The organism is Halomonas sp. SL18_1 (assembly GCF_055755715.1).
This window is the reverse complement of the sequence record NZ_JBVTRK010000001.1, coordinates 3,034,240-3,056,264: the sequence shown is the minus strand read 5'-3', so window position 1 is coordinate 3,056,264 and position 22,025 is coordinate 3,034,240. Positions and strand designations below refer to the sequence as shown.

Below are 22,025 nucleotides of genomic sequence, written 5' to 3'. Positions count from 1 at the left end.
ACTCACTGACCTGAATGGCAATATAGCGGATATCTCCGTTCACCCAGACAGTTCCATCCATGCCCAACGTCAAATTCCGCGCCAGTCGCCGCACCCTTACCAGCCACGCCGGGCTATCCATCATCGGGCAGTGCTTCGAGATCGCCGGCGTCGACAGCATCGACGGCCGTTTCCCCACCACGCTGGGCATGCGCACCAGCGACGTGGTCAAGAGCTACCTGGGCCTGCTGTGCCTGGGCATGAGCGACTATGATGCCATCGAAAACTTCCGCCGCGACAAGCCCTTCCAGCAACTGCTGACCCTGCAGAAGGTGCCCAGCACGGCGACGCTGCGACAGCGGCTGGAGAAGCTTGCCGCCAACGACCTGCAGGCACGCACCGCCACCTGGTCCACCATCCTGCTGTCGCTGGTGGAGGCACCGATCACCGCCGAGACGACACATGTCTGCCTCGACATCGACACCTTCGTCATGGACAACAGCAACTCGAAGAAGGAAGGCGTCTCGCGGACCTACAAGAAGGTCGACGGCTACACCCCAATCGCCGCCTACCTGGGCAACGAAGGCTGGTGTCTGGGCCTGGAACTGCGTCCCGGCAAGCAGCACACCATGAAGGAGAGCAACGCCTTCCTGGAGCGGGTGCTGCCCCGCGCCCAAGGCCTGACCGAGCGACCTATCTTGCTGCGCGAGGACAGCGGCTTCGACAGCCAAGCGCACCTGGCCCTTCTCGAACGGCAGCGGCTGGCCTTTGCCGAGGAGGGCCGCCGGCTGGACTACCTCGTCAAATGGAACCCGCGGGACTCGGCCACGGCCGATCAGGACACCTGGCTGGCCGTGGCGGCGGACTATTGGGAAGAATTGCGCCCCGGAAAGCGCCAGGCACTATGGACGCAGACCGTCTCGATCCGCGATGGTCGGTCTGAGTACGAGCTCAAGCGCGTGATGCGCCTGGTGGAGCGCACCGCCGATCACGATGGCCAGTTACTGCTCGAACCGGAGTATGAGCTGGAAGGCTGGTGGACCAGCCTGGACGAGGCGCCGGAGGCGGTGATCAAACGCTACCAGGCGCATGCCACTCATGAGCAGTTTCACAGCGAGATCAAGACCGATCTCGACCTGGAGCGGCTGCCGTCGGGAAAGTTCGCCACCAATGATCTGATTCTGCACCTCGCCCAGCTGGCCTACAACATCCTGCGGCTGATGGGCCAGATGGGCATGACCGGCGAGCTGAGCCCGGTGCGCCATCCCGCCAAGCGGCGCCGGATCCGCACCGTGCTCCAAGAGTTGGTACATCGCGCGGCTCTCGTGATCCACAAGGCACGGCAGGTCATCCTCGACTTCGGGCAGGACATCGGGCGCATGACGGTGTTGAACACCCTGCGATGCCGCCTTCGCTATCCCCGAGGCACACCATGCTGATCGTCTGTCGGACAACGACATCACGTAGAGGGCTGACGGTCACCGGCAGCCAGCATCACCGTGCCCGGCGGGTAGCTATGCATGTCAAAACGGGCTGCCGTCGCCGGTCAACGCCGCCCTGGTCGGCCATCACCGGCATGCATTGGGCAGTTGAGACGGAATCGGAGGTCAAAAAATGCGCACTGGCGGTGATAGGGGAAGTGTCGGCGCTGGCTTCACGGAATCAGGCACGACCTAGATGATCAGGAGAGGAAATTTGTAGATGCTTTGTGCTATAGCCTTCGTCCAGTCACAAAAATCGGTGATAGTGAGTGGTTTATGGCGATGTTCAGAGACCTCGAATCGATCGCTGTTAAGTCCTCAACCCCGAAACCACTTAGTGAAGACGAAACTAGAGCGGTAGATGAGTTACGCAGCGTTGCAGCCTCTTTTAAAGAGGATTGTTCAGATATGTCGGAGCGTATCTACGGCTTTGCTAGAAAAGTGGAGGTAGGCGTTCCGCCTGTAACCGAGAACATTTGTAACTTGTTTGAAAAATATGCTGTTAATAGCTCTGATCTTTGGGAGGTCAGGGGAGACAAAGGCCTTGTAAATATCAGAAATAAGTTAGCTCACCGAGGTCCTGGGAAGGTTCATCACCAAGGGCTAGCTGTTGCGACCCTCCACTTGTCTCTTTTAAACGAGCGACTAGTACACTGTATTCTTGGGCTCGAAATTTCCGGCGACGAATTGCACTCTGGAAGGGATGAGTGGTTGCAACGTGGTTATGTCGAGAATGTCAGAAAATATCTATTTAATACAGCAAGCTAAATTCGAGGCATATGGCGCAACGGAGCCTAACAAGCGCATGTTGTCGGACTGGCTTTCCGCTGCGCTCCAAACCAGCCGCAAATGCGGGCGTTACCCTGAAACTATCACCAAGGCGATGCCGCCGACGCTGATACCATCGGCCTTGGCCCTGACCAACGCTTTCGGGGCACAGGCATTCCACCAACAGCGAGGGACGGCGACTAGCATGGCGACACTGATGATCCAGGGCACCACCTCGGATGCGGGCAAGAGCACGGTGGTGGCCGGGCTGTGCCGGGTATTGGCGCGGCGCGGGGTGTCGGTGGCGCCGTTCAAGCCGCAGAACATGGCGCTCAACAGCGCGGTGACGGTGGACGGCGGCGAGATCGGCCGCTCCACGGCGCTGCAGGCGCTGGCGGCGGGGGTGGACGCGCATAGCGACATGAACCCGGTGCTGCTCAAGCCCGAGAGCGACCGCGGCGCCCAGGTGATCCTGCGCGGCCGGGTACACGGCCACATGGACGCCCTGGACTATCACGCCTACAAGCGCACCGCCCGAGAGAGCGTGCTGGCGGCCTGGCAGGCGCTGTCGTCGCGCTTCGAGGTGATCGTCGCCGAGGGGGCGGGCAGCCCGGCGGAGATCAACCTGCGCGAGGGCGATATCGCCAACATGGGCTTCGCCGAAATGGTCGACTGCCCGGTGGTGCTGGTGGGCGACATCGACCGCGGCGGCGTCTTCGCCCAGCTGGTGGGCACCCTGGCGCTGCTCAGCGAGAGCGAGCGCTCACGTACCCGTGGCTTTATCGTCAATCGCTTTCGCGGCGATATCGCCCTGCTCGAACCGGGGCTCGACTGGCTCACCGAGCGCACCGGCAGGCCGGTGTTCGGCACGCTGCCCTACCTGCAAGGGCTGTTGCTCGATGCCGAGGACAGCATCGGCCGCGACGGCCGGGTGGGGCAGGGCGCCACGCTGAAGGTCCTGGTGCCGGCGCTGCCGCGCATCAGCAACCACAACGACCTCGATCCGCTGCGTCTGCACCCCCAGGTCGACTTGACCTTCGTCGGGCCAAATCAGATCGGCCCCGGCCGGGAGATTCCGCCCGCCGATCTGATCATCCTGCCCGGCAGCAAGAGCACGCGTAGCGATCTCGCCTGGCTGCGCGCCCAGGGCTGGGAGGAAGCGATCATGCGCCACCTGCGCTACGGGGGCCGGGTGCTCGGCATCTGCGGCGGCTTCCAGATGCTCGGTCACGCGATTCACGACCCCGAGGGCCTGGAGGGGCCGGCGGGCTCCAGCGAGGGGCTGGGGCTGCTCGAGTTCGAGACCCGCATGGTCGCCGGCAAGCAGTTGCGCAACGTGAGTGGGCGCTTGCTCACCGAGGGCGTGTCGATCGCCGGCTACGAGATCCATAACGGGGTGAGCGAGGGGGCTGCCCTGGCGCGGCCGCTTTGCGAGCTGGAAGGCCGGCCCGACGGCGCCGTCAGCGCCGACGGTCGGGTCATGGGCACCTACCTGCACGGCCTGTTCGACCGGCCCGAGGCCTGCGCGGCGCTGCTCGCCCGCTGCGGGTTGGAGGGGCAGAGGCGGCGGTGGATTACGACGCCCACCGCCAGCGGGAACTCGACCGGCTGGCCGACTGCCTGGAAGCGCAGCTCGATCTCAACGCCCTCCTGGCGCTGCTGGAGCGCTGACGCCCCTGAGGAGACACCCGGGAGGTATCTGACGGCGATTTTCCGGCTCTTCGCACTTTAGAGTGAACATGTTTGCCAGGTTCTATGGTGGGAGGCCGGCTCTGCCGGCGGTGCGACGCTTCGACGAAGGCGCCGCAGGCGCCCCATGGGTAGCGCTGTGCGCTACTTCGCGAGCTGAAGTCGAGGCGTCGAACCGTCCCTCCCACATAGCCTGTTCACGCCAGTCTGCGATGAACCGATTTTCCTCTCATTCTTTCGTCGATGTGGGCGCCTTAATGCGGGCGCCTCTCACCTGGCCGGGCGGCGTCGGCAAGAAAGTTGACGTTGACGTAAACGTCTTAAAAACTCCCGCTTTCTTGTCGACAATATTGGCGAATTCTCCGGTTTATCCCGCCTGGAGCGCGAGCCTTTCGCCAGCGAGGCAGCGCTGTGTCGACAACTTCGCCGCCGGCCCTGCCAAGCCCCCTTCGCCCAAGGTCGAATGTTCGCTTCGGCGCCGCACGCGTACAACCTCTTCTCGACCATGCCAACAACAACAACAGACCAAGGATCGCCCATGAATAAACAGAACCGCTGAGGTATCGACGTGCTGCTCAAACGTGACTATGGCCAGGAGCAACCCTACTGGCCGCTGGGACCCTTCAAAGTTCGCCTTCCCTTCATCCACTTCCCCTGGGCTATCCCGGAGACCATCCAGGCCCTGGTGATGTTCGTCATCTCACTCGGGATGATTCCGCTACTGGAACAGTATCTGGGCCTGCCCTACGAGGTGGCACTGGCCTTCGTGGTGGTCTGCGGTATCGGCTTCATTCTGCCGCCGCTGCTGGGCATTCCCTTCATCGCTGGCTGGATCACGCCGGCGATTCCGGTCGTCCTGCTGTTCATCGGTGACTTTGAGCCTGGCCCCGAGGCACTCAAGGCGATGGTCGCACTGCAGCTGATGGTGTCGGCGATCTTTTTATTTATGGCGGTGACACGCCTGGGCACCAAGCTGGTCAACAACGTGCCGGCGTCGATCAAGGCGGGGATTCTGCTGGGGGCGGGTATCGCCGCCATCAGCGGTGAGATCGTCGAGGGCGGCCGACTCTACAATACGCCGATCTCGCTGGGCATCGGCGGTTTGATCACCCTCTATGTGCTGTTCTCGCTCTCCTTCCGCGACCTGGCCGAGAAGTATCGCTGGGCGCGCAATATCGTCGCCTTTGGCATGGTACCGGGCATGCTGATCACCATGGCCATCGGCTGGGGCGTCGGCGAATACCCGCTGCCTGAGGTCGAGTGGGGCATCGCGGTTCCCGATTTTGCCGGCATCTGGGCCTACCTGCCGTTCAATATCGGGGCGCCGGGTATCGAGCTGATGGTGGCGGCGATTCCCACGGCGATCATCGCCTACATCATCGCCTTCGGCGATATCGTCGTCGGTCAGACGCTGCTCAAGCGGGTCGATCACCTGCGCCCCGACGAGAAGATCGAGGTGGACGTCGACCGTGTTCACCTGATCACCGGCCTGCGCAACCTGATGCACTCGCTGCTGGCGCCCTATCCGGGGCTGGCCGGGCCGCTGTTCACCGGCGCGATGGCCACCGTCACCGAGCGCTACCGCTATGGCCGCAAGGCGATGGAGACCATCTACTCCGGCACTGCTGTGTTCTGGATTGTGGGCTTCCTGGCATTGTTCCTGCTGCCGCTGGTGACGGCCTTCCGCCCGGTGCTGCCGGTCGCGCTCTCCATCACCCTGCTGATCACCGGCTATCTGTGCATCGCGGTGGCAGTGGAGCAGATCAAGAACGCCACCGCCATGGGCGTGGCGGGCATCATGGGCGTGGTGCTGGCCACTCACGGCGCCGCCTGGGGCCTGGGCATCGGCCTGATCCTCTACTTCCTGATCGAGCATCGCGCCCGAGGCGCCCGGGAGCTCGAGGAGCAGGAGCCGATTCAGGTCGAGGACGACATGGTGGTGGAGAAGACTGCGGAAGACGAAGAAGCCGCGCGTAGCGGCGACGAGGGGCTCGCGCCGCAGCCGCGTACCTGAATAGCCGCACCCTTCGGCACCATGGCGGGCCGCTCCCTTGGGGGCGGCCCGTTTTGCTATGGGGGCTCGCGTCGACAGGCAGGTGGCCGACGAAGCGCTCGGGGTCGTCGGTGATCACGCTTTTGACCCCCCAGCCCCAGCGGGGGCGAAGGCGGTGGGATCGTTGGCGGTGTAGCAGAGCAGGCGGTACTCGGCCGTAATCGCCCGCGCCTGGGATTTGGTGAGCCGCGTCCAGTCGCAGTGCACGCTGAAGGCCTGCAGTGCCTCGCAGCGCCGACGCCAGTGGCGAGGAATCCCCTCGAAGAGCACGCCCAGGGCGAGGCGTTCGGCAGGGGCGATCTCACGGGAGCGGGCGAGGGCGGTATCGTTGAACGAGGAGAGAATCAGCCGCTGAGGCGGCAGCGCCTCGAGCAGCATGGGGACGACACACTCCACCAGTGCCGCGGCGCTGCGGCCCTTGTTGACCTTGAGCTCGAGGTTCAGGCCCATCTCCAGTGCCTCGATCAACGTCAGCATCTCCCGCAGGGTGGCCATGCGCTCGCCGCAGAACGTATCGCCGAACCAGGCGCCGACATCGAGCCGGCGAGCGCTGGGGAGATCCAGATCGACCAGCTTGCCGCCGCTGTCCGAGCAGCGCCTGAGCGTGGCGTCGTGCCAGATCACCGGGGTGCCGTCGCCGAGCAGCTGGACATCGAGTTCCACCCAGTGGCAGCCGGCCCGCTGGGCGGCACGCACGGCGGCCAGGGTGTTCTCCGGGGCGTGGGCGGACAGGCCGCGATGGGCGATCAGGCGGGGCAGGGCGATAGCGGGGTGGGGGCTGGACATAGGCAACTCGTGTCGCGAGGATGGTGAAAGCGTCGGTCACGGCGTCGGGCCCGCGCTGGCAGCAGTTCGGCAGGCCGAGGCGTCAGCATAGCGACTCCGGCGCGCCGTGACACGGGCGCAAGAGGGAGAGGGTATGCTAGTCTTGCGCGTTTTCGATCATGTGACGAGGCAAGCAATGAGGGTGACGACCCCGGAACACGGCGAGCAGCGCGACGCCTGGTTGGCACGGCTGTGTGCCGATATCTATGGCAGGGAAGCCGGGCTCGCCCCGCTGGTCACCTTCAGCGGGACCCGGCAGGTGCTCTTCGCCCAGGAGGCGGCGCGGCTCTGGGCGCTGGTGGATAACCAGGGGCGCCCCGGGGCGCTGGCCCTGCTGGTCCTCGACGAATCCGGCAAGGGGATGAACCTGTGGCTGAGCGCCTCGCCCGGCGGCGATCGCGAGAGCCTGCGGCGCCTGGTTCGCGAGCTGGCGCTCAAGGCGCCGCTGCGGGTGGAGGCCACGGATCAGCAGGCGGAGGACTTCTACCGTCGCTGCGGCATCACCCGCTGGTTTGCCGCCCCCGGCGGACGTCGGCTCGGCCTGGCCGAGGGGCATCCGGCGCAGGCTGCCGGCGAGCTTGCCGAGCCGATGCACTTCGACGAGGCGGCCATCCTGCGCCGCTTCAAGCATGATGCGCGCTTCTTCGAGGACGAGAAGAGGGCTTCGTGAGGGCTCTGGCAGCCTTTCCCGGCTGAGACGCGCGGTGGGCGAGCCTAACGCCCTTGACCGCAGGGGCAAAGGGCGGTTGGATAGCGCGACACTCCTCATGACAAGGACTCGACGATATGGCCAAGCGCATCCAGTTTGCCCGCACCGGTGGCTCGGAGGTTCTCGAACTCGTCGAGGTGACGCCAACGTCACCCGGCCCCGGTGAGGTTCGCGTTAATAACCGCGCGGTGGGGCTCAACTTCATCGATATCTATTTTCGTACCGGCCTCTACCCGGCGCCGTCGCTGCCCTCCGGGCTCGGCACCGAAGGGGCCGGGGTCGTGGATGCCGTGGGGGAAGGGGTCACCCACCTCCAGGTCGGCGATCGTGTCGCCTATGCCCAGGGGCCGCTGGGCGCCTATGCCGAGCAGCATACCCTGCCCGCCGACAAGGTGGTGACGCTGCCTGAGGCCATCGACTTCGAGACCGCCGCCGGCTGCATGCTCAAGGGCCTCACGGTGCAGTACCTGATGCGCCAGACCTTCGAGCTGAAGGGCGGCGAGACCATCCTCTGGCACGCCGCGGCCGGCGGCGTCGGCTCCATTGCCTGCCAGTGGGCCAGGGCCCTGGGGGTGAAGCTGATCGGTACCGTCAGCTCCCCGGAGAAGGCGGCGCTGGCCCAGTCCAACGGCGCCTGGGCGACCATCGACTACACCAAGGAAGACGTGGTGGAGCGGGTGCGCGAGCTCACCGATGGCGCCATGTGCGATGTGGTCTACGACTCGGTGGGCAAGGATACCTGGGAGACCTCGCTGGACTGCCTCAAGCCGCGCTCGCTGATGGTCAGCTTCGGCAACGCCTCTGGGGCGGTGGAGGGCGTCAACATCGGCATCCTCAACCAGAAGGGCTCGCTGTTCGTCACCCGCCCGAGCCTCAACGGCTATGCCGACACCCGCGAGCGCCTGGAGTGGATGGCCGGCGAGCTGTTCGAGATGCTCGAAAGCGGCAAGCTCAAGGTGGATATCGCCAATCGCTTCCCCCTGAGCGAGGCCGGCAAGGCCCAGGACGCCCTGCAGGGCCGCCAGACCACCGGCTCGACCGTTCTGCTGCCCTAAAGCCCTTCGGGTAGGCCCTTCGGGCAGGCCCTTCGGGCAGGCCCTTCGGGCAGGCCCTTCGGGCAGGCCCTCCGGGCAGGGACGAGGAGCGAGGCACGAGGGGCGAGGAAAACCCCGGGCCTTCGGCCAGCGCCCAGCTGCAAGGCAGTTGTGGGAGGCCGGGTCCCCCGGGCGAATGGCGTCGATAGACGCCCCGGCGGTGTTGCTAGCGATACTGTCTTCCGCCGAGGAGGCCTCCGGCCTCCATTCGTCGATGCGTCGAACCGCCGGCAAAGCCGACCTTCCAATCTACTCTGCGCCCCTCGTTCCTCACCCCTCGCACCTCGTTCCTCACCCCTCACGAATTCTCCACATAGGCGCCCATCTGGCGCATCCGTGACTCGAAGCTCGCCACGTTGTCCACCAGCTCATCGGGGCCGAAGGCCACGCACTCCGCCAGCAGCACCTCGATCAGGGTGATCGCCGAGAGGATCGACGGGAAGAAGTGCGGCGTGGCGTTGGCCACGGTGAAGGTGATGGTGGAACCGGGCACCAGCGGCGAGCGCAGGGTATCGGTCACCACGATGGGGCTGAGGCCGCTGGCCCGGGCGATCTCCAGCGCCCGCATGGTCTCGGCGCAGTAGGGCTCGAAGCCGAAGGCCACCACCACGTCCCCCTCGCCGAAGGTGGAGAGCTCGGTCAAAAGCCCCCCTCCTGGCCGCGGATCAGCTGGATATTGGGCATGGCGATGCGCCCCACATAGGCGAAGTGGTAAGCGCAGGCGAAGGTGTCGCGAAACCCCACCACGGCAATCTTGTTGGCGCTTAGCAGCAGCTTGGCGGCATCGCGGACCCGTTTCTGGTTGTCGGCGGTGAAAAGGCGCCCGATGTTGTCGAAGGCCGCATCGCCCACGTCGAGAAACACCTGGTCGTCGGTCTGGCTGGCCAGGGTGCGTAGCTGGCTGGCGCGGCCGGAGAGCTCCACTGGGCCCGCCTGTACCGCCGACTGGAACACCTCGCGGAACTGCTCATAGCTCTCGAAACCCAGCCGCTTGGCCAAGCGCACCAGGGTGGAGGCGGTGACCTGGGCGGCGGCGGCCGACTTGCGAATCGACTGAAAGGCGATCTCGACAGGATGCTCCAGCACGTAGCCGGCGGCGAGCTTCAGCTGAGGGCTGAGTTCGGGATAGGCCTCGGCCAGCTGCTGATTGACGGCATCCAGCCCCGCGGGGGCAGCGAATCGTCGCTGGGGGTGTCGTCACGGCGCGGTTGGTCGTCCAGCACGGCGCTCTCCTGAAGGCTGTCGCGTCGCCACCTCGGTGGCGCGGTGTCGTAAGGCGGCGCCATTGTAACGCATGCCACCGCATTATGAATGACACAATCGTTTCTCATGTTCCATTATTTCGACACGGCCGTGTTGACGGCGCTGTCGCGCTTGGCTAGGATGCGCCTCAGAACAAGCGTGTCGTAAGTTTGAAGATAACGATACGTTTGTTTCCTGGTGGGGAATGCCTCCCGGGGCGTTATAGCGCCTGCCCTGGCCGTTTCCCTTCGACTTCGCGAGTGTTTGAGAGAGTGTCCGAACCGTCCATGAGCCAAGCCAGTCCCGAAACCCTGATCATCGCCCGCCACGGCCCGGTGATGGAGATTCGCTTCAACCGTCCGCAGCGTCTCAATGCGGTGGTGGAAACCCTGTATACCGACCTGCTGTCGGCACTGGCCGACGCCGAGGCGGATGTCGACGTGCGGGCGGTGATCCTCACCGGAGAGGGGCGCGCCTTCTGCGTCGGCGCGGACATGAAGGAGCATGGCGGCGCCAAGCGCACCCTGTTCCAGCGTCGTCAGTACCTGCAGCTGGGCAACGATGTCTGCGAGGCCATCCTGCGGCACAAGAAACCGGTCATCGCCGCGGTGAACGGCTACGCCCTAGGGGCCGGCGCCGAGATGGCGGTCGCCTGCGACTTTATCGTGATGGCCGATGAGGCCCAGATCGGCTTCCCCGAGACCAGCATCGGCACCTGTGTGGGAGGCGGTGTCTCCAAGCTGCTGCCGCAGCTGGTGGGGCTCAACAAGGCCCGCGAACTGCTCTTCACCGGGCGTCGGATCGACGGCGAGGAAGCGGCGCGTATCGGCCTTGCCGCCTCCAGCTGGCCGGCGGAGTCGCTCATGCCCGAGGCGCATCGGCTGGCGGAGACGCTGAGCAAGCAGGCGCCAGTCTCCATCGCCATGCTCAAGCGACTGGTCAATCAGGGCAGCGACACCGGGCTCGAGAGCCAGTTGCAGCAGGAGCTGGATGCGGTGTTCACCTGTTCGACCACCGCCGACTGGCAGGAAGGCGTCGATGCCTTCGCCGAGAAGCGTTCGCCCCGTTTCCGGGGCGAGTGATCCCGACCCCTGGACGATACCCGCCCGGCCACGGCTGGGCCTTTGACCCCCCTTTCAACGACCCCAGAGGTCAAGGTCAGTTAGCACATGAATCCCATCGAAGGACATCTCCCCACCCGCAGCCCGCTCCACGACATCCTGGCACCCGGCGGCATCGCCGTGATCGGCGCCTCGGCCGATCCCACCAAGCGGGGCTACAAGGCCATGGTCGGGCTGATCAAGGACGGCTATCGGGGCGACATCTATCCGGTCAACCCCAAGGCCGACATGATTCTCGGGGTCAAGGCGTGGCCCTCGGTCACCGCCATTCCCGGCAACCCGGCGCTGGCGCTGATCTGCACCCCGGCGGCCACGGTGCCCGGGCTGATCGCCGAGTGTGGTCGGCGCGGGATCAAGGGGGCGGTGATTCTGGCGAGCGGCTTCGCCGAGGTGGGCGATGAGGGGGCTGCGCTTGAGCGCGAGATGCTGGAGAAGGCCCGCGCCCACGGCGTGCGCCTGATCGGCCCCAATACCTCGGGCCTCTTTAATCTTCACCATCGGGTCAACCTGCTGGCCCTGGACAACGTCAAGCCCGGCGGCGTGGGCATCATCTCCCAGTCCGGCAACATGCTGCTGTCGCTGGCACTCGAGGCCCAGTACAACGGCAACGTGGGCTTCTCCACCTACGCGGGGCCCGGGAACCAGAGCGACATCGGCTTCAACGACTACCTGCGCTACCTCGGCGAGGACGAGAACACCCGGGTGGCGACGCTCTACGTGGAGGGCTTCCGCGACGGGCGCAAGTTCCTCGACGTAGCCCGCGAGGTGACCGCCATGAAACCGGTGGTGGTCTACAAGTCCGGCTCCACCGAGGCGGGCCAGAAGGCGGCGAGCTCCCACACCGGGGCGCTGGCCGGCAGCTACGCCATGACCGTGGACCTGCTCAAGCAGTCCGGCGTCAGCGTGGTGCAGCACTCCGACGAGATCCTGCCGGTGGCCGAGGGGCTTGGTCTCTTGCAGAAGGCTCGCGGCAAGCGGGTGGCGGTGATCTCCGACGGCGGCGGTCAGGCCACCATCGCCTCCGACCGCCTGACCGAGGCGGGCCTCGAGCTCGCCGAGCTCTCCGAGGCGACCCGTCAGAAGCTGCGCGATGTGCTCTTCCCCCAGGCCTCCACCGTCAACCCGGTGGACGTGGCCGGCTCCACCGACGCCAATCCGTCGCTGCTGGCCACCTGCATGGAGATCGTCGCCGCCGACGACAACGTCGACAGCGTCTTCCTGGTGGGCATGTTCGGCGGCTACAGCATCCGCTTCGCCGAGTCGCTGCTGGGTGACGAGATGCGCGGCGCCGAGGCGATGGTGGACCTCTCCAAGGCGACCACCAAGCCGCTGGTGGTCTACAGCCTCTATACCCCCATCAAGCCGCCGGCGCTGCGCCGCCTGCACGAGGCGGGGCTACCCATCTACGCCTCCATCGAGCATGCGGTACGGGTACTCTCGGCCCTGGGCGAGCGCGGCCAGTATCTGGCCCAGGAGGAGCGCCAGAGCCGCGAACGCAGCGTCGAGCCGCAGCCCGAGCTCTCCGCCATGTTCCAGCAGGCTCAGCGCGAGGGCCGCGACCTCTTCGAGTACGAGGCCAAGCGGCTGCTGCGCGACCACGGCATCGAGGTGCCCCTGGAGCTTGTGGTGAGAAGTGAGACGGAGCTGGCGGAGGCCGCGGCTCGGTTCGGCGAGACGCCACTGGCCATGAAGGTGGTCTCCAAGGATATTCTGCACAAGTCCGACGCTGGCGGCGTCAAGCTCAACGTGGTGGGTGAGGCCGCCATGCGCCAGGCCCGCCAGGCGATTCTCGAGTCCTGCCGGGCGTATGATGCCAGCGCCGAGATCGAAGGGGTGCTGGTCACGCCCATGGCCAAGAAGGGCGTCGAGGTGATCCTCGGGGTGATCCGCGATCCCATCTTCGGTCCGGTGCTGATGTTCGGGCTCGGTGGCATCTTTGTCGAGATCCTCGAGGACGTGGCCTTCCGCGCCATTCCGCTGTCGCGACGCGACGCCGAAGATATGGTGGAGCAGATCAAGGCGAAGAAGATTCTCGGCGGCGTGCGCGGCGAGAAGGCGGTGGACAAGGCCGCACTGGTGGACCTGCTGCTCAAGGTATCGCGCATCGTCGAGGCCTACCCGGCGCTCTCCGAGCTCGATCTCAATCCGGTGATCGTCAACGCCGACGGCTATGCGGTGGTGGACGCTCGGGTTATCGTGGGACGTGACGCCTCATCCGACAAGGAAGCCCTCTCATGAGCCAGACAGCGACCCAACCGAGCCTTCCCCAGCTCACCGACGCCCGCCTCTCCCTGGAGGGGCGGGTGGCAACGCTGACCCTGGACCGCCACGACGTGCGCAACGCCCTGACCGGCACCGCCCTGGTCGATGACATCGTCACCGTGGCCCAGTGGGTCAACGCCTGCGAGGCCGTCTCGGTGCTGGTGATCACCGGCGAGGGCAGCGCCTTCTCCGCCGGTGGCAACGTCAAGGACATGGCCAACCGCGGCGGCGACTTCGCCGGCGACGTGGCCGAGGTCTCGGCGCGCTACCGGCGCGGCATCCAGCGCATCCCGCTGGCGCTGGCCGAGGTGGAGGTGCCGATCATCGCCGCGGTCAACGGCCCGGCCATCGGCGCCGGCTTCGACCTGGCCAACATGGCCGATATCCGCATCGCTTCCCGGAAGGCCAAGTTCGGCGAGACCTTCCTCAACCTGGGGATCATCCCCGGCGACGGCGGCGCCTGGTTCATGCAGCGCCTGATCGGCTACCAGCGCGCCTTCGAGCTGACCTTGAGCGGCCGGGTGATCGACGCCGAGGAGGCGAAGGCGTACGGCATCGTGCTGGAAGTGACCGAGCCCGAGGCGCTGATGGAGACCGTGGGCGAGCTCGCCGCCCGCATCGCCGCCCAGCCGCCCAAGGCGACGCGCCTCACCAAGCGGCTGATGAAGATGGCCCAGCGCACCGAGCTCAAGGACTTCCTGGATCTCTGCGCGGTCTTCCAGGGCATGTGCCACAACGAGCCCGAGCACCTGGAGGCGGTCAGCGCCATGCTGGAGAAGATGGCGAAATAGCGGCTTTTGATCGGTTCATCGCACTTTAGCGTGAACATGTTTGGCAGGTTTGATGGTGGGAGGCCGCGGTTCGACGTCTCGGCTCTGCCGGCGGTGCGACGCTTCGACGAAGGCGCCGCAGGCGCCCATGGGTAGCGCTGCGCGCTACTTCGCGAGCTGAAGTCGAAGCGTCGAACCGTCCCTCCACACAGATCTCGTTCACGCCAGTCTGCGAAGAGTCTTTTTATCGCGGCTTTGTATCAGGCACCAAGGCGCCCGGCTTCCGCCGGGCGTCGTCGTTCGGGAAGAAAAGACTTGTCGACGAGCGGCCCGGCTGGCGATGCTGAAGGCATCCATTCATACAGGGACGTGACTCCATGGCCGACAGCACCCTGGTCTTCATCGTGCTCGGGCTGACCCTTGCCGCCTTCGTCTGGGGGCGCTTTCGCTACGATCTGGTGGCGCTGGCCGCGCTGTTGGGCTCGGTGATGCTGGGGCTGGTGCCGGGGGAGGAGGCCTTCCTGGGCTTCGGGCATCCGGCGGTGATCACCGTGGCGGCGGTGCTGGTGCTCAGCCGCGGCTTCGAGCGCTCCGGGGTGGTGGACGTCATCGCCGAGCAGGTGCTCAAGGTGGGGGACCGGCTCTTCCTGCAGCTGGCCGCGCTGACCGGCACCGTGGTGGTGCTATCCGGTTTCATGAACAACGTCGGCGCGCTGGCGCTGCTGCTGCCGGTGGCCATGCGCCTGGCCCGGGAGCACGACGCCTCCCCCTCGGTCCTGCTGATGCCGCTGGCCTTCGGCTCGCTGCTGGGGGGCTGACCACCCTGATCGGTACCCCGCCCAATATCATCATCGCCAGCTACCGCGGCTCGGTGACCGGCGAGAATTTCGGCATGTTCTCCTTTACGCCGGTCGGGGTCGCGGTGGCCCTGGCGGGGCTCGCCTTTATCCTGCTGATCGGCTGGCGCCTGGTCCCCCAGCGCGCCGGCAAGGCCTCCACGGAGGCGATGTTCGATACCGCCAACTACCTGGTGGAGCTGCGGGTCGGCGAGGAGTCCAAGGCCAAGGGCCTGACCCTGCGCGAGCTGCAGCGGGAACTCGAGGAGACCATCCCGGTGCTGGCGGTGGTGCGCGACGACAAGCGCCGCGCCGGCCATACCTTCTTCGGCACCCTCCAGGAGGGTGACATCCTGCTGATGGAGGCGGGCCCCGAGGAGATGAAGCTGCTGGAGGGCAAGGCAGGCCTGCGCCTGGGCAAGGAGGCCGACGACGAGGAGCAGGAGGCCAAGGATAAGAAGACCGAGGATGAGGCGAAGAGGAGCGAGAAGGCCGTGCATCAGCCGCCCAGTGAGCGCCTGGTGGCGGAGAAAGCCCAGAGCAGGGGGAGAAGGACAAGAAAGACAAGGAAGACAGGAAGAGCGGCGTGGACACCGAAGGGCTCCAGCTGGCGGAGGCGGTGGTGCGCAACGACTCCATGATGGTCAACCGCACCGTCACTCAGCTGCGCCTGCACAACCAGTTCGGGCTGCATCTGGTGGCGGTGGCTCGGGACGGCGGCCGCCTCAAGCAGCGCCTGCGCGAGATCCGCTTTCGCCCCGGCGATGTGCTGCTGCTGCAGGGGGAGAGAGTGAGCTTACCGAGAGCTTCGCTCTGCTGGGCTGCCTGCCGCTCGCCAGCCGAAACCTGACCCTGGGCCAGCCGCGCATGCTGCTGGCGTCTCTGGGCATCTTCGCCGCGGCCATTCTCGCCATCATGTTGGGGCTGCTGCCGGCGGCGGTGGCGCTTTCCAGCGCGGCCCTGCTGGCGCTGCTGGTGGGGTATTGCCCCTGCGCGAGGGCTATCAGGCCATCGACGGGCCGGTGATCGTGCTGCTGGGGGCCATGATTCCGGTGGGCCAGGCGCTGGAGACCAGCGGCGGCGCGGCGCTGATCGCCGAGGCGATGCTTGCGTGGGGGAGCGAGTGGCCGGTGATAGCGACCCTGGTGGGACTCTTCGTGCTCTCCATGGTGCTTTCCAATATCGTCAACAATGCCGCGGCGGCGCTGCTGATGGCGCCCATTGCGGCAAGCCTGGCACGCGGCTTCGATGCCTCCCTGGATCCCTTCCTGATGGTGGTGGCGGTGAGTGCCTCCTGCGCCTTCCTGACCCCCATCGGACATCAATCCAACACGCTGGTGATGGGCCCCGGCGGCTACCGATTCGGCGACTACTGGAAGCTCGGACTGCCGCTCTCCCTGGTGGTACTGGCAGTGGCCATTCCCATGATCCTGCTGGTCTGGCCGTTGTGACGCCTGGCCTGGGCCAACGACCTGGCGGCCTCCGTGCGCGAACTATGGCGGGCCGGCAAGCCCCGGGTGGGTCTTCGTAACTCTGATAACATTTATTAACTCTGTAGCAACAAATCGCCGGGCCATTTCTTGCCCGCAGGCAAGAAATGACCCGATTTTCAGGCAATGTATTGCCTGGAAGAAGGCCTGTGAGCACGGAGGGTTTTCGTAGGTATTTGATTATTTTGTATTTTACTGATATTGGCATGGTCCCTGCCCCTTGTTGGGTGTCCACAGGACACTCTCTTTCATACCGTCAAGGAGCAGACTCATGCCGACACCTTGCTATATCAGCATCCACGGTCAGACCCAGGGCCATATCACTGCGGGCGCCTTCACCCCGGACTCCGTGGGCAATATCTACGTGGAAGGCCACGAAGATGAGATGCTGGTGCAGGAGTTCAAGCACATCGTCACCGTGCCCACCGACCCGCAGTCCGGCCAGCCTTCCGGCCAGCGTGCCCACAAGCCGTTCATCTTCACCGTGGCCCTCAACAAGGCCGTGCCGCTGCTCTACAACGCCCTGGCCTCCGGCGAGATGCTGCCGAATGTCGAGCTGAGGTGGTACCGCACCTCCGTGGAGGGCCGTCAGGAGCACTTCTTCACCACCACCCTGACCGACGCCACCATCGTCGACATCAACCTGCACATGCCCCATGCCCAGGACCTGACCAAGGCTGAGTTCACGCAGCTGATGGATGTTTCCCTGGCCTACCGCAAGATCGACTGGGAGCACACCGTGGCGGGTACCTCCGGGTCCGACGACTGGCGCGCCCCGCTGGAATCATAAGCGCCCAGATGGCCGCCTGTGGGCGGCCATCGTCTTGGCCGTTGATGCCAGGGCACCTCGCCGCGCCCTGGCATCAGCGGCTCGAGTGACCCCATTGGACACGCCGCGCCCACATCGTGCGGCAGCCGTACCGACTTCCAGGAGGGAAGACGCCGCATGGCCCATGCAAGCGGACTGCAGTTCACCTTGACCCTGCCCGGGGGCGAGGATGTGGCGGTCATCGACTTCATCTATCGCGAGGCCCTCTCCGCCCCCTTCGAGCTCAGGGTGACCCTGGCCAGCCGCGACCCGGAGATCGCCCCCGCCGACACGCTCGATCGCAACGCTACCCTGACGGTCTGGCAGGACGGCGAGCCGCTACGCCGCGTCCACGGCATCGTCAGTGAGTTCGGCCGCGGCGATCGCGGCCACCGCCGCACCTTCTACACTCTGGTCATCCGCCCGGCGCTGTGGCGCCTCGACCTGCGCCACAACTCGCGGATCTTCCAGGACACCCCGCCCCAGGATATCCTCGCCACCCTGTGCGATGAGCGCGGCCTGCGTGATGTGGCCTTCGCCCTGACCCGCGAGCCCGCCGAGCGCGAGTTCTGCGTGCAGTACCGCGAGACCGACCTGGCCTTCGTCGAGCGCCTGGCCGCCGAGGAAGGGCTCGTCTACCTCCATGAGTTCGAGAATGCCGAAGGCGGCGCCCACCGGCTGGTGTTCATCGATGCCACCCAGCTGCTGCCCAGGGTGGGGGAGCGCACCTACCACGGCCGGGCCGGCGGTACCCCGCCGCGGCGCCATATCCGCAAGCTGCGCCAGGTGTCACGGGTGCGCCCGGCGTCGGCGATGCTCAAGGACTACACCTTCAAGAACCCGGCCTACGACCAGCTTCACGAGCACCCGGCGCCGGACCTCGGCGAGCACGCCCAGCGGGAGGACTACGAGCACTTCGACTACCCCGGCCGCTACAAGGCCGATGCCTCGGGGGTGCCCTTCACCCGGGTGCGCCTGGAGGCGCTGCGCGCCGAGGCCCATACCGCCCAGGCCGAGAGCGACCTGCCGGAACTGGCCCCGGGAATGTGCTTCACCCTCACCGACCACGATATCGACGCCCTCAACCGCGACTGGCAGGTAGTCGAGGTGGTGCATCATGGCGAGCAGCCCCAGGCCCTGGAGGAGGATGGCGTCGCCCAGGGGGAGGCGGCTGGCCTGGGCCAGATAACCCGCTATTATAACGAGCTGGTGCTGGCCCCCGCCGACCGCGCCTGGCGCCCCGAGCCCCCGTCCGGCCCCGGGTCGACGGCCCCCAGGTGGCCGTCGTGGTGGGGCCCGAGGGCGAGGAGATCCACTGCGACGAACACGGCCGGGTCAAGGTGCAGTTTCCCTGGACCGCTACGCCGACCCCGATACCGCCGGGGCTGGCGGCGAAGCCGCTGAAAGAGGGGCCAGTGCCTGGATTCGGGTCAGCCAGGGCTGGGCCGGCGGCGGCTACGGCGCCATGGCCATCCCGCGCATCGGCCACGAGGTGATCGTCTCCTTCCTGGAGGGCGACCCGGACCAGCCGATCATCACCGGGCGCACCTATCACGCGGTCAACACCCCGCCCTATGCGTTGCCCGCGCACAAGACCCGCACCGTGCTGCGCACCCAGAGCCACAAGGCGGAAGGCTTCAACGAGCTGCGCTTCGAGGATGCGACCGACGCCGAGCAGATCTGGCTGCACGCCCAGAAGGACCTGGAGCTGCTGACCCTCAACGACCGCACCGAGACCATCCGCCGCGACAGCCGCCTCACCGTCGAGCGCCACCGCCTCGGCGAGATCCACGGCGACGACCACCTCACCGTGCACGGTCAGCGTCACACCCAGGTGAAGGGCGAGGGCGGTCAGCACCTCACCGTGCACGGCAGCCTGCACCTTGAGGCCGGCCAGGCCTGGCTGACCGAGAGCGGCCGCGAACTGCATATCAAGGCCGGCCAGAAGGTCGTGCTCAATGCCGGCCGCGAGATCACCCTCAAGGCTGGCGGCAGCTTTATCAAGCTCGATGCCTCCGGGGTGACCATCGTTGGCCCCTGGATCAAGGTCAACGCCGGCGGCAGCCCCGGCACGGGCAGCGGCCAACAGGCTGAGCCGCCGCGCTTGCCCGGCGAGGCCATCCCCGAACGCAGCGACGACGTGACGCTCAAGGCGCATCAGCAGGCCCTGCTCGATGATGACGTCAGCGAAGCGCTCAGTGCCGCCGAGCGGCTGCAACAGCAAGCCAACACCCACCTGGCGCAAGCCGACCGGCTGCGTGAGGCCCTGAATGACGACCCCAACGACAGATCGCTGGACGACGCCGAAGCGCTGTATGCCGAGGTTGAGCGACTGATCGGCGAAACCCGGGGGCAGAGAGACGCCCTGATGGATGCCGCCAGGGAAGGACGCCTCGGCGGCAACGACCTCCTCGACAGCCATTTCCTCGTCGACGAAGCGGCACAGCGTGCCAATGACCTGCGTCAGGAAGCCGAGCGGCAGGTGCGTTACGCTTCCTCGTCTGGTCAGGCGACTCGGGCGGTAGGGACGTTCGCCGCCGAGGTCTTCACGCCCTACGGCACCGCGGTGGACGCCCAGGATACCTATCAGCTATGGGGCGAGGGGCGTTATGGCGCCGCGACGGGCATGGCCGCGCTCACGGCGGTATCGGTCGTGCCCGGGGTCCGGGCCGTGCGCAAAGTGGGCGAAGCCGGCGACGGTGTGCGCAGCGGCACCCGCAGATCGGACAGTGCAGGCATGCGCCCTGGGCGATTGCCAGCGCCCCAGGGGGCGCTCACCCCGGACGACTTCTCGCAGTACGCCGGCCTCAATCATCGCCGGGCGGCGGCGGGCGAGCACAATGCCCACCTGCTGATGCAAGAGAGAGTTTACGCCGGTGGGCAGTACCAACGGCCGGTACACGCCCGGCGCCCAAGGTATCGATGGGGTATACCGTAACACCAACCCACCGCCGGAATTCGTGATTACCGAGGCCAAGTATAATCGGGCGCGCTTGGGCAAGACTGCTACTGGCCATCGGCAGGCGAGCAACGATTGGATCTTGGAGAATGACAGTCAGCGCCTGCGCAGTGCAGGCCTCAGCGAATCGGAAGTGCGCCGGATACAAGATGGACTCCGACTGGAGGACCCAGCGTCGTCGAGAAACAGCTGATCCGTAATCTGCCGGACGGTAGTATGCAGGTTAGAACGCTGGACAAAGGCGGCTATGTATCCGGCACACCTACTGGGATTTAATGGAGGTACTAATGATTAGAGATCCGCTTAAGCCAAAAACGTACTTTGATGAACGAATTGCCTTTAAGCAGGAGTGCCTTGAGGAGGATGTTGGTCGACTTGCCAATCTTGAAAAATTCAAACCATCTGTACGTATGAATCTAGCGATTGGTATTGTTGATCAGACCCTAAGCCTGCTGATTCTTCGCTACTCCCGAGGTGATGCGATTACCGAGATGCGTGGCGAGGTACAGCAACTACTGACCTACCGTAAGCTGCAGAAGGAGTTCGCCGATGCGCTGCCCGATGTAGAGCAGCCGGATCGGGTGATGTGGGAGCGGGTTACGCAAGGCCGTTACGAAGTATTTATGAATTGGCTGGCCTTTGCGGTGAGCGTGGGCATGGAGCAGGCCTATTTCCAGGAGACCCTGGCGCTGATGGATAACGCCGGGCTGGATGCGCTATTCGATCGTATCTGCGTTCAATTGGGCGATATCAACCGTCCGGTGGCGGATACGCTGCTCTACAAGAAGCACTATGCACCGTTGTTGAAGGTGCTGGATGCCGAACCGGCTGAGCGGCCAGCCTTGATGAAGGCCTTCCTGGATAACTGGTACGATAACCGCAAGGGCCTTCCTGGCTATGACTTGCATCTTTGTAGCCCTGATGGCTACTACGGCTACTGGTGCTTCGAAGCTGCCCTGGTGGTCAAGCTGTTCGATATCGATGACAGTTCTTTCCGTGACCACCGCTACTACCCCGCCGCCCTGGTGCATGGAGACTGAGCATGCTGCGTGATACCCGCCGCTCGGCCGCGTACTTCGACGAGCTGTTACCCGAGTTCGACGAGGGCATCGAAGAGACCCAGCAGGCGCTGGATGCCGGCAATTTCGTGCTGCCCGATGAACAGGTGGACGCTGCCCATCAGCTCTATGAGCTGGCCATCCTGCGGGCGGTGGCTCACTACTCCAGCGGTGCCAGCCCGGCCGAACTGGCGCCGTTGGTGGCCGAGATCCTGCCGCTGCGCCAACAGCTCTCGGCGGTGGCGGATCGGTTGCCGGCCGGCCAGCAGGTCTACCGCCAGCCCTTCGAGGTCTTCGGCGGCCAGGGCAAGGCCTGTGGCTCGGCCAATATCAACCGCTATATCTACGCCCTGTGGTGGCTGGGCCTGCTGGTCGCCACCGACGCCGACGAGGCGCATCTTCAGCAGGCGCTGGCCTGTATCGGCAACACCGGACGCGATGCACTGCTGGACCGCATCGCCGCCCGGCTGGGCCGCCCGCCCGAGACGCCTGCCGAGGAGCTGCGCTATCCCGCCCTCTATCGTCCCCTGCTGGCCGCCTTCGATGCCGAGCCCGCCACACAGCAGACGCTGCTCGGGGTGTTCCTCGATCAGTGGTATGTGCAGTGCCAGGAGGCCGACTGGTACGACAACCACCTGTGCGATTGCGAGTTCGTCTACACCGACTATTACGTCGGCTACTGGAGCTTCGAGGCGCTGCTGGTCGCCCGGCTGCTGGGAGTAGACGACCAGGCGCTACGCGACCATGAGCATTATCCGGGGGATCTGAGCCAGCAACCTTAACGCCGGCGGCAGCCCGAGCGCGTTCGGGTCGCCCGGAGACGCCGCGGCGGCCCGGCGAGGCCATCCCCGAACGCAGCGACGACGTGACGCTCAAGGCGC

Annotated in this window: 13 protein-coding genes and 4 pseudogenes; 14 read left to right on the top strand and 3 right to left on the bottom strand. The window is 65.7% G+C overall.

All coding sequences use genetic code 11. The annotated features are described in order from the left end of the window. The first annotated feature begins 59 nt into the window (after positions 1–59). The 3 genes and pseudogenes from ACSJDS_RS15545 (at position 60) to ACSJDS_RS15535 (ending at position 5,931) form a co-directional block, all read left to right on the top strand. Positions 60–1,418, top strand: a complete 1,359-nt coding sequence (locus ACSJDS_RS15545) for an IS1380 family transposase (RefSeq protein ID WP_473034048.1) — start codon at positions 60–62, stop codon at positions 1,416–1,418. Between the two features lie 1,015 nt (positions 1,419–2,433). Then, positions 2,434–3,899, top strand: a pseudogene (locus ACSJDS_RS15540) (cobyric acid synthase). Between the two features lie 586 nt (positions 3,900–4,485). Then, on the top strand, positions 4,486–5,931 hold the full coding sequence (locus ACSJDS_RS15535) for a xanthine/uracil/vitamin C permease (RefSeq protein WP_473034047.1): 1,446 nt from the start codon (positions 4,486–4,488) through the stop codon (positions 5,929–5,931). Positions 5,932–6,022: 91 nt separating this feature from the next. Here the strand turns inward: ACSJDS_RS15535 and ACSJDS_RS15530 are convergent. After that, positions 6,023–6,756 (bottom strand): annotated as a pseudogene (locus ACSJDS_RS15530) (glycerophosphodiester phosphodiesterase family protein); the annotation flags it as partial. A 175-nt stretch (positions 6,757–6,931) separates the two neighbouring features. On the opposite strand from ACSJDS_RS15530, the gene ACSJDS_RS15525 reads away from it, so the two are divergent. Together ACSJDS_RS15525 and ACSJDS_RS15520 are read left to right on the top strand one after the other, a co-directional pair. Further along, on the top strand, positions 6,932–7,465 hold the full coding sequence (locus ACSJDS_RS15525) for a hypothetical protein (protein WP_473034046.1): 534 nt from the start codon (positions 6,932–6,934) through the stop codon (positions 7,463–7,465). A gap of 116 nt (positions 7,466–7,581) precedes the next feature. Next, positions 7,582–8,559 carry an NADPH:quinone reductase gene (locus ACSJDS_RS15520; RefSeq protein WP_473034045.1) on the top strand — a complete coding sequence of 326 codons (978 nt, stop codon included), beginning with the start codon at positions 7,582–7,584 and terminating at the stop codon, positions 8,557–8,559. A gap of 337 nt (positions 8,560–8,896) precedes the next feature. Here the strand turns inward: ACSJDS_RS15520 and ACSJDS_RS15515 are convergent, their stop codons facing one another. Together ACSJDS_RS15515 and ACSJDS_RS15510 are read right to left on the bottom strand one after the other, a co-directional pair. Then, positions 8,897–9,241 (bottom strand): MurR/RpiR family transcriptional regulator, encoded by a 345-nt coding sequence (locus ACSJDS_RS15515; protein ID WP_473034044.1) that lies wholly within the window; start codon positions 9,239–9,241, stop codon positions 8,897–8,899. Further along, positions 9,238–9,684 (bottom strand): MurR/RpiR family transcriptional regulator, encoded by a 447-nt coding sequence (locus ACSJDS_RS15510; protein ID WP_473034043.1) that lies wholly within the window; start codon positions 9,682–9,684, stop codon positions 9,238–9,240. The genes ACSJDS_RS15515 and ACSJDS_RS15510 overlap by 4 nt, the downstream gene beginning before the upstream one ends. Between ACSJDS_RS15510 and ACSJDS_RS15505 the strand changes: the two genes are divergently transcribed. The 9 genes and pseudogenes from ACSJDS_RS15505 (at position 9,673) to ACSJDS_RS15465 (ending at position 21,926) form a co-directional block, all read left to right on the top strand. Continuing rightward, positions 9,673–9,834 carry a hypothetical protein gene (locus tag ACSJDS_RS15505; RefSeq protein WP_473034042.1) on the top strand — a complete coding sequence of 54 codons (162 nt, stop codon included), beginning with the start codon at positions 9,673–9,675 and terminating at the stop codon, positions 9,832–9,834. The genes ACSJDS_RS15510 and ACSJDS_RS15505 overlap by 12 nt on opposite strands. A 293-nt stretch (positions 9,835–10,127) precedes the next feature. Further along, positions 10,128–10,922 (top strand): enoyl-CoA hydratase/isomerase family protein, encoded by a 795-nt coding sequence (locus ACSJDS_RS15500; protein WP_473034041.1) that lies wholly within the window; start codon positions 10,128–10,130, stop codon positions 10,920–10,922. A gap of 87 nt (positions 10,923–11,009) precedes the next feature. After that, a complete protein-coding gene (locus tag ACSJDS_RS15495) occupies positions 11,010–13,199 on the top strand; it encodes an acetate--CoA ligase family protein (protein ID WP_473034040.1) in 2,190 nt (729 codons plus the stop codon). After that, positions 13,196–14,014 (top strand): enoyl-CoA hydratase-related protein, encoded by an 819-nt coding sequence (locus ACSJDS_RS15490; protein ID WP_473034039.1) that lies wholly within the window; start codon positions 13,196–13,198, stop codon positions 14,012–14,014. Before ACSJDS_RS15495 ends, ACSJDS_RS15490 begins: the two co-directional genes overlap by 4 nt. Before the next feature lie 356 nt (positions 14,015–14,370). Beyond that, positions 14,371–16,280: pseudogene (locus tag ACSJDS_RS15485) on the top strand (SLC13 family permease). Between the two features lie 310 nt (positions 16,281–16,590). Next, positions 16,591–17,109: an Hcp family type VI secretion system effector gene (locus ACSJDS_RS15480; protein ID WP_473034038.1), complete on the top strand. Its 519-nt coding sequence runs from the start codon at positions 16,591–16,593 to the stop codon at positions 17,107–17,109. Positions 17,110–17,265: 156 nt separating this feature from the next. Beyond that, positions 17,266–19,270 (top strand): annotated as a pseudogene (locus ACSJDS_RS15475) (type VI secretion system Vgr family protein); the annotation flags it as partial. A 1,103-nt stretch (positions 19,271–20,373) separates the two neighbouring features. Then, the gene (locus tag ACSJDS_RS15470) at positions 20,374–21,126 is read left to right on the top strand and encodes a PoNe immunity protein domain-containing protein (RefSeq protein ID WP_473034037.1); all 753 of its coding nucleotides are present in this window, start codon (positions 20,374–20,376) and stop codon (positions 21,124–21,126) included. Between the two features lie 2 nt (positions 21,127–21,128). After that, positions 21,129–21,926 carry a PoNe immunity protein domain-containing protein gene (locus ACSJDS_RS15465; protein WP_473034036.1) on the top strand — a complete coding sequence of 266 codons (798 nt, stop codon included), beginning with the start codon at positions 21,129–21,131 and terminating at the stop codon, positions 21,924–21,926. Positions 21,927–22,025: the final 99 nt, after the last annotated feature.